This is a genomic window from Acinetobacter sp. YH01010, from assembly GCF_013420775.1.
In the GTDB taxonomy this organism is placed as follows: Bacteria; Pseudomonadota; Gammaproteobacteria; order Pseudomonadales; family Moraxellaceae; genus Acinetobacter; species Acinetobacter amyesii.
Map to the genome: position 1 here is coordinate 241442 of NZ_VOYF01000004.1, position 7263 is coordinate 248704.

At 40.8% G+C, this 7263-nt stretch carries 8 protein-coding genes; 1 reads left to right on the top strand and 7 read right to left on the bottom strand.

From position 1 onward, the window contains the following. Positions 1-75: 75 nt before the first annotated feature. Complete coding sequence (gspE, locus tag FTT77_RS05675; protein ID WP_111884711.1) at positions 76-1563, top strand: type II secretion system ATPase GspE; 1488 nt, start codon at positions 76-78, stop codon at positions 1561-1563. Positions 1564-1619: 56 nt separating this feature from the next. Here the strand turns inward: gspE and FTT77_RS05680 are convergent, their stop codons facing one another. From FTT77_RS05680 to FTT77_RS05710, 7 genes are all read right to left on the bottom strand, one after another. After that, the gene (locus FTT77_RS05680; protein ID WP_180020952.1) at positions 1620-1970 is read right to left on the bottom strand and encodes a hypothetical protein; all 351 of its coding nucleotides are present in this window, start codon (positions 1968-1970) and stop codon (positions 1620-1622) included. A 172-nt stretch (positions 1971-2142) separates the two neighbouring features. Then, on the bottom strand, positions 2143-2535 hold the full coding sequence (locus tag FTT77_RS05685; protein ID WP_180108983.1) for a DUF4951 domain-containing protein: 393 nt from the start codon (positions 2533-2535) through the stop codon (positions 2143-2145). 202 nt (positions 2536-2737) lie between these two features. Then, a complete protein-coding gene (locus FTT77_RS05690) occupies positions 2738-3163 on the bottom strand; it encodes an organic hydroperoxide resistance protein (protein WP_180108982.1) in 426 nt (141 codons plus the stop codon). A gap of 95 nt (positions 3164-3258) precedes the next feature. Beyond that, positions 3259-4083, bottom strand: coding sequence for a carbon-nitrogen hydrolase family protein (locus FTT77_RS05695; RefSeq protein ID WP_180108981.1), 825 nt, complete (start codon positions 4081-4083; stop codon positions 3259-3261). A 32-nt stretch (positions 4084-4115) separates the two neighbouring features. Beyond that, positions 4116-4634, bottom strand: a complete 519-nt coding sequence (gigB, locus tag FTT77_RS05700; RefSeq protein ID WP_078189558.1) for an anti-anti-sigma factor GigB — start codon at positions 4632-4634, stop codon at positions 4116-4118. A gap of 112 nt (positions 4635-4746) precedes the next feature. Further along, positions 4747-5715 carry an RsbU family protein phosphatase GigA gene (gene gigA / locus FTT77_RS05705; RefSeq protein WP_180055952.1) on the bottom strand — a complete coding sequence of 323 codons (969 nt, stop codon included), beginning with the start codon at positions 5713-5715 and terminating at the stop codon, positions 4747-4749. A 98-nt stretch (positions 5716-5813) separates the two neighbouring features. Then, positions 5814-6770, bottom strand: a complete 957-nt coding sequence (locus FTT77_RS05710; RefSeq protein ID WP_180009657.1) for a VacJ family lipoprotein — start codon at positions 6768-6770, stop codon at positions 5814-5816. Between the last annotated feature and the right edge of the window lie 493 nt (positions 6771-7263).

Sequence of the window (7263 nt, forward strand, 5' to 3'; positions counted from 1 at the left end):
TCCTAAAAACAGACTTCACGCTGTCAGATGCTTAGAGTACACTCAAAACAACTTTTTTCATCATTATAATGCGTGATGCAAGTACTTAAACAATTACAAATACCATATAGTTTTGCCAAACGTCATGGCGTATTGCTTCGATATGAGGGTGATCAAGCTTTTATTGTACGTCGTGACAGCACGCCACTGTTGGCTTTACAAGAAGCACGTCGCTATTTAGGGCATCCTGCACAATATCAATTATGTAGTGAGCAAGAGTTTAATCAATTACTCAGTGCAAGCTTTGCCGGAGACACCGGTGAGTCTCAACAAGTTGCAGCGGGCCTGGAAGATCATCCCGATTTACTCAGCCTTGCGGACTCTGTGCCAGAAGCTGAAGATCTGATGGATCAGGAAGATGATGCACCGATTGTACGCTTAATCAATGCCTTATTGTCTGAAGCGATCCGTGTCGGTGCTTCAGATATTCATATCGAATCTTTTGAAAAAAAGCTGTCTGTCCGCTTACGTGTCGATGGTCAGTTACGTGAAATTGTGCAGCCACGTCGTGAACTAGCACCACTGTTGGTGTCACGTATCAAAGTCATGGCCAAACTCGATATTGCAGAAAAGCGAATTCCACAAGATGGTCGTATTTCACTACGTTTGGCGGGCCGAGAAGTCGATGTTCGTGTATCAACCTTACCATCTTCCTATGGTGAACGTGTGGTGATGCGTTTACTCGATAAACAAGCTGGGCGTTTAAACATGACCCATTTGGGCTTGATGCAGCATGACTATGATCGATTGAAACAACTGGTACATCGTCCGCATGGCATTATTTTAGTTACGGGACCAACGGGTTCGGGTAAAACCACAACCTTATATGCGGCATTGTCTGATCTAAATGATGGTTCAAAAAATATATTGACTGCGGAAGATCCAATTGAGTATCAACTTGAAGGGATCGGGCAGACGCAGGTCAATACCAAAGTGGATATGACCTTTGCTCGTGCATTAAAAGCCATGCTTCGACAAGACCCAGATGTGGTGATGGTCGGGGAGATTCGTGATTTAGAAACTGCTGAAATTGCAGTACAAGCGTCATTAACAGGCCACTTGGTACTTTCAACGCTGCATACCAATACAGCAATCGGTGCGGTGACCCGTCTTAAAGACATGGGGATTGAACCATTTCTACTTTCAAGCTCATTGATCGGTGTGGTGGCGCAGCGTTTGGTTCGAACCTTGTGCCGTCACTGTGCGACTTGGCATGATGCCGATGATTTTGAAAAAGACTTATTTAAGCATCTCGATGCATCGGCCGAATTAAAATTGCCACAACCTAAAGGCTGCGAACAATGCTCGCATACTGGATTTACAGGGCGTACCGCAATTTATGAAATCGTTCCAATTGATGAGCAAACACGTCGTCTGATTCATGGAAATGCTGCAGAGTTTGAGTTAGAAAATCATGTCCGTGCAAATGCGGGTTCAATACGTGATGATGGATTGCGTAAAGTTTTGGCAGGTAAAACCACCATTGAAGAAGTGCTTAGAGTGACGAATGAAGCGGCTGAATAGTCAGTGCAAAATATAAATAAAGCCCCGAAGCCTGTGTAAGGATTCGGGGCTTTGCTTTAGTTAATCTTTTCAAAATGAATTACAGCATCATATGCTTTGTCTGTCAGAGTGAGGTGAGTTGCATCACTCAGTTTCATTTCAATGCTATTACTCTCTTTATATTTCAGCACATCATGATTCACTTCGGCCATACCGGATGAAGCACTAGAAGTGCGCTCAGTATTATTTTTATCGAGCCAAAATTCGTCTTTAATTTGGTAGTCATCGCCTTGTTTGCTAATGGAAAGTTTGCGTAGGCTCTCCGTGTCAGGTGTTTGTTTCCATTCCCCTGAAAAATCAGGCGCAGGTGTTTGGCTACATGCGGCTAAGGCCAAGCTTAGAAAAAGCATCGAAAAGTATGTTTTCATTGTAAAGTCCTGAAAATGATTTTAATTTTTTATGGATGTATAGTTAATTATAGTTTGAATATTAAACATTTTTTAAATTTTATTCATTATTCTTTCTATCGAATGTCTCATAATTTTTTATTTTAATTTGAACAAAAACAGCCCAAAAAATATGGGCTGTACGGTCTTTCACTTACCACAAACTGACAACTTTCTTCATCAATTCAGCACGAATGGGCGCGGTTGGGTTACCTGCATTGCGCTGCGTTTCATTTTCATAAAACTTTTGCCAAGTTTGAACCATCTCTAAATTGACATCTTGAGTTTTAAGCTTTTCAACATCGGCTTTGCTGATATTGGCTAAGCGCGCTGCTGCACCTTCTGGGCCTGTACCCCAACCAATGATGCCTTGACCATAGGCAAGTAAAGACATGTTGTTCGGTGTTGGTGGTAGCGCAAGACGTTGAATATCTGGATTGACCAAGGATTTAATTTGAGGATGGACTTTTTCAGACAGGGTTAATTCAGCAAAACTGAGTGTGGATGCGCTGAGTAGCAACGTACTGATAAGGAGAGGTTTAAGCATCATAGATCAACAAATGAATGTAAATAAGAATCGTTATATATTTTAGCAAGGTTTTGGCAACTGAATATGAATATTTAAATGTATTGGAAATGGATAAGATTTTATTTTGAGCTCAGCTGTAGGTGTGTAGAAGTCAAAAAGTTCAAAGCACTATTTTATAAGGAATTAAAACAGTGCTTTGTATAGATAGGTGCAAATGGATTTAAGTCAAAACATTTAAAGTGACATTAATATTGTTTCGGGTGGCATTTGAATAGGGGCACACAATATGTGCAGCATCGACCAATTTCTGTGCCTCGCTTGCATCCATACCCTCAAGATGAATATGAAGCGTCACTTCGATACCAAATCCTGTTGGAATAGGGCCGATACCCACATCACCCTCGACGTAGGCAGTAGGGGTAATCGAAATTTTATCTCGGTTAGACACAAATTTCATTGCACCTAAAAAACAGGCTGAATAACCAGCGGCGAAGAGTTGTTCAGGATTCGTACCATTACCTGTACCCCCCATAATTTTCGGCACAGCCAATTGAACATCTAAATGACCATCGGACGTCGTAGCACGACCATCACGACCACCAGTGGCTTTTGCATGGGCTGTATAAACTGCTTTTTCTAAAGTCATTATTCTAATCCCTCAGATGATGGTTCAAAATCATATCGTGGGGGATTTTGCTTAAATAATATTCAGTTTTTTTGTAATTTTATACAGGGTAAAAATCAATATTGAAGCAAAACACGGTGCTGCATCAGTGGCATAGATGCGCGAATCTGTTGCTGTTCGTCTAAGTCAAAAGGAACCGTGAGTAGTTGAGCGCCTTCTTCTGCGGTGATTGCTAAAATTTGACCGCGGCTGTTGCTTGCTCCAGCATGCCCCCAAGTTTGACGCTTTTCACCATGCCAACCTTGTTGTGCGGCACCCAGTACAGCACATTGGCTATCCATGGCACGAGCTTGCAGTAACAACTGCCAGTGCATTTCACCCGTGGTATAAGTAAAAGCTGCAGGCGCCGTTAAAATGTTTGCACCTTGGCTACGAAGTTTCAAAGCCAGTTCAGGAAAGCGCAAGTCGTAGCACACCATCAGGCCAATATTGCCAAAAGGTGTTGTTGCAACTACGGTTTCAGTACCAGGTTCAAAGAATTTTGATTCTTGATAGCCACCGACAGCGTCACCAACTTGCACATCAAATAAATGAATTTTGTCATAACGTGCTTCGGTATGTTCAGGGCTGATACACAGGCTAACAGTACGGACACGGCCATCTTGAATGATTGAACCATCTGGACGATAAGGGCATGGGAGTGTGCCCGCAACAATCCAAAGTTGATAACGATGTGCGAGTTGTTCTAGTCGCTGCTGAATACTTTCAAATTGCGCCGCGGTTTCGCGTTGTTTACCTGCGGCAAAGCAGACAAAATTTTCAGGAAATACAATGAGACTCGCACCTTGAGCCTGACATTGTTGCATCAATGACTCGATCACTTTGAAGTTATCTTCAATGTCATTTTGAGAATTCATTTGTGCAACGGAAAGTAAAGTCATGCGAAGAGGGTCTCTGCTGTGATTAACCTAAATTAGACATTTTGCTGCTTGGGTTGCTCTAGATTATCCTGCTCTTTTTGCAGTTGTTTGACCAAAGGCTCAAACATATTTTGGTTGCTATCATTCAGTTTCATCAGCGTTTTGTGTGCATCTAAAACCGTATTCAGCATATTGCTATGGGTAATGTGTTCTTCCATAAGTGCGCGAGTGCATACACTTGGATCACCACAATAATTCAAAATAACAAACACTTGACCTAAACCCATGCTATTGGCAAGCGTTGTGATATCAGAGTTTGTAGACAACATTACCGCTTGGATATGGTGAACTTGTTTGAGCTTCAAACCCAGTTTCGCCAAAATGCCAAGAACAGTACTATCGATAAATGTCGTTTGGGTTAAATCAACGATTGCACCGACGACATTTTGTTGCTGTTCAATTTTGTTTAATAACTTGTCTAGACTAATACAAGATTGGGCACGCACTTCGCCAATAAGCTTAAAAATATGCGTTCCGTTCAAGCTTGCATATTCAACATGACCTGTTGACATATAAATGCCATTTGCAGAGAAGGATAGTAAATTATCCCATAGGGGCACAGCTTACTCAAGTAGCCGAGTATGATCAGAAAGTCGTATTTGGTTTAAGTAATTGATTTCGTGATTAATTGATTCGACGTAAACTTAGGATGGCAATATCGTCAGCAACATGGTCTGGTGCTTGAAATGATTGATTTTGCAAGTGATAAACCAATTGACCTAGCTGTTCATTCAATCCACCGTCAAAAGGTTCGAGTGCGCCATCGGAGCAAATTACAAAGCGAGAATAACGATTTAAGATAAATTCAAACTCTTCAACTTCTAGGTCTTCAGTTAAGCCGAGTGGGAAGCTGCTGGTATTTAAAATTCGCGCAGGAAGACCGGGTTCAAATAAAATGGCCGGCGGATAATGCCCTGCACTAGACCATTTCAAGACATGCGTATCGAGATTGAGTATCCCAGCAATCATGGTAATGTGCTTTTCAATATTTTCTTGAACCAGCATGCCATTGAGCTTTTTGATGAGTTCTCTCGGGGTTTTTGAACGACCGTGGAAAGCAGCCATCCATGAGGTCAGTAAACTACTCGTTACCCCATGACCAGACACATCTGCGAGATAAAACATAATTTCTTTATCGCTGATTTTCCAGTAATCGTACCAATCACCCGATAAATAAGCAGAAGGTTGGAAGAATGTTTCAACTTTATAATTGTGGAGTTCGATTGGATTTGGCAGTAAGCGTTTTTGCAAATCTGCAGCAGAAGGGAGGTCGCGGCTGTCTTGATTGCGTTTGTATTGCGCATCAATTTTAGTGAGTGCTGCTTGGAGGTTAGTTGGAATATGATCCCACACCCATCCTGCTAAAGCACCTTGTTGCCACGCTTGAGCCAATGCAGCGCCCTCATGCTCAAAAGCGAGCACAATGGTAGGAAGTGTCCATTGGTGATTTAAAAAGTCGGCAACATCAGCAATTGCAATGATCGTTGGATCATACAAGTCTAGATCTTCAATGTTAATCATTTGTACGCTAGGAAGCGCATCAAGTACCTGATCTAAATATGGAATATCACGAGTAGGTTGAATGAAATACATAAAGAATTAGATGAATCCTTCGATAGACAATAAGTGTACTATAGCAAGCTAATGATGGCTGGAGGGAAAAACCACACCAGCCAATTGAAAAATTTTATTTATTCAGTTGTTACCGTGTCGGTATCATCTGAACTGCTATCATCAATGAAATCGGTAGAATCATCAGTTGAAACATCTGTTGAATTATCTTCAGATTCATCAATATCGTCATCTTCTTCATCAATAAATAAGTTTTCTTCAGCAATACCTTTTTTCTCGGCAATAGAATAGTTCAGGCGTTGCAAATAGATGTCACGAATTTGAGCGTATTTATCGCCTTGCAATACACCTTCGATATCCAGTAATTGAGCGCGAGTATCGATTCCACGTAAAGTTTGCTCAGACCAATACGCCACATCATGACCATCAAGCATATATTTCTGTGGACGTCCTTGACTATCTACAGCTAGACCGACGGTTTGGCGCAATGTGCTTGGACCAAGCACTGGTAGAACAATATAAGGACCAGAAGGAATACCGTAATATCCTAAAGTCGCGCCAAAGTTTTCATCTTCTGTTTCTAGACCTAGACGGCTTGCAGGGTCAGCAAAGCCTAAAGTTGTCAGTGTATTAACAGTAAAACGCCCCAGACTTTTTGCGGCACGTGTCGGTCGTCCTTGGATGAGTTGGTTAAATGCATTCCAAGGTTCGCCCAAATTTTTACGGAATAAACGATAAGATTCACGAATATCCTTTGGAGTTTTTGCTACATATTGCACAGCAGCAGGGCGGGCAATGTGGACATCTAAATAATCATTAAATGCGTAAACTTTCCGGTTGATCGGTTGGAAAGGGTCTTTATCTTCTTCTGATTGTGCTGCATTTGCATTTACAGATAATTTTTTTGCAACTTCAGATGACTTGACCATCGCCGCATGCGCAAGTTGTTGTGTTTTTGATTTATTGGCAGCTTCTGAGTCTTGAGCAACAGGTGCTGAAGACTCGTCATTTGCAAATACAGGTGTTGTTACGACAAGTGACAATAATCCTGCATATAAAAAAGAAGTTTGGCGCATATATAGTCCTGACGCTTTTAGCACGGCAAAATGTTTGCCGTATAATAAGTAAAAACGTTCAAATAATCCTGATTTATTACTATTAAACCAAATTTGATCAAAATATGAATGAAAAAATGTAATTTGAGTGAAAAATGTGCGCTCAAAATAATTATTTTAAAAAAGGTGTTGCAACGGATGTGAAATGCTGTAGAATGCACATCCATCGGCGGTGATGAAGATTAAAACTTCTGATAAAACAATGACTTGGTTAAATTGATTAAGTTCGGTTTTATTTGATAAGTTTAAAAATAATTTGAATTACTGGTTGACTCTTTAGAAATAAAGAGTAATATAGCCGACCTAGCTTGCTGGTGACGAACCAACAAGAAGATCATTAAGAGATTATGAAGAACAACTTGTGTGGATTTTTACTAGTTGATTGATCGAAATTATTTTCATTGATTGATGGTAGAAATTACTCGAAGTTTATTTGAGCAAATTTTTGTCAGTA

Excerpts from the sequence above, each read along its gene's own strand:
- gigA (WP_180055952.1), bottom strand. The coding sequence starts at position 5,715 with ATGTATTTCATTCAACCTACTCGTGATATTCCATATTTAGATCAGGTA.
- gspE (WP_111884711.1), top strand. The coding sequence starts at position 76 with ATGCAAGTACTTAAACAATTACAAATACCATATAGTTTTGCCAAACGT.
- gigB (WP_078189558.1), bottom strand. The coding sequence starts at position 4,634 with ATGTCAACAGGTCATGTTGAATATGCAAGCTTGAACGGAACGCATATT.
- FTT77_RS05695 (WP_180108981.1), bottom strand. The coding sequence starts at position 4,083 with ATGACTTTACTTTCCGTTGCACAAATGAATTCTCAAAATGACATTGAA.
- FTT77_RS05690 (WP_180108982.1), bottom strand. The coding sequence starts at position 3,163 with ATGACTTTAGAAAAAGCAGTTTATACAGCCCATGCAAAAGCCACTGGT.
- FTT77_RS05710 (WP_180009657.1), bottom strand. The coding sequence starts at position 6,770 with ATGCGCCAAACTTCTTTTTTATATGCAGGATTATTGTCACTTGTCGTA.
- FTT77_RS05685 (WP_180108983.1), bottom strand. The coding sequence starts at position 2,535 with ATGCTTAAACCTCTCCTTATCAGTACGTTGCTACTCAGCGCATCCACA.
- FTT77_RS05680 (WP_180020952.1), bottom strand. The coding sequence starts at position 1,970 with ATGAAAACATACTTTTCGATGCTTTTTCTAAGCTTGGCCTTAGCCGCA.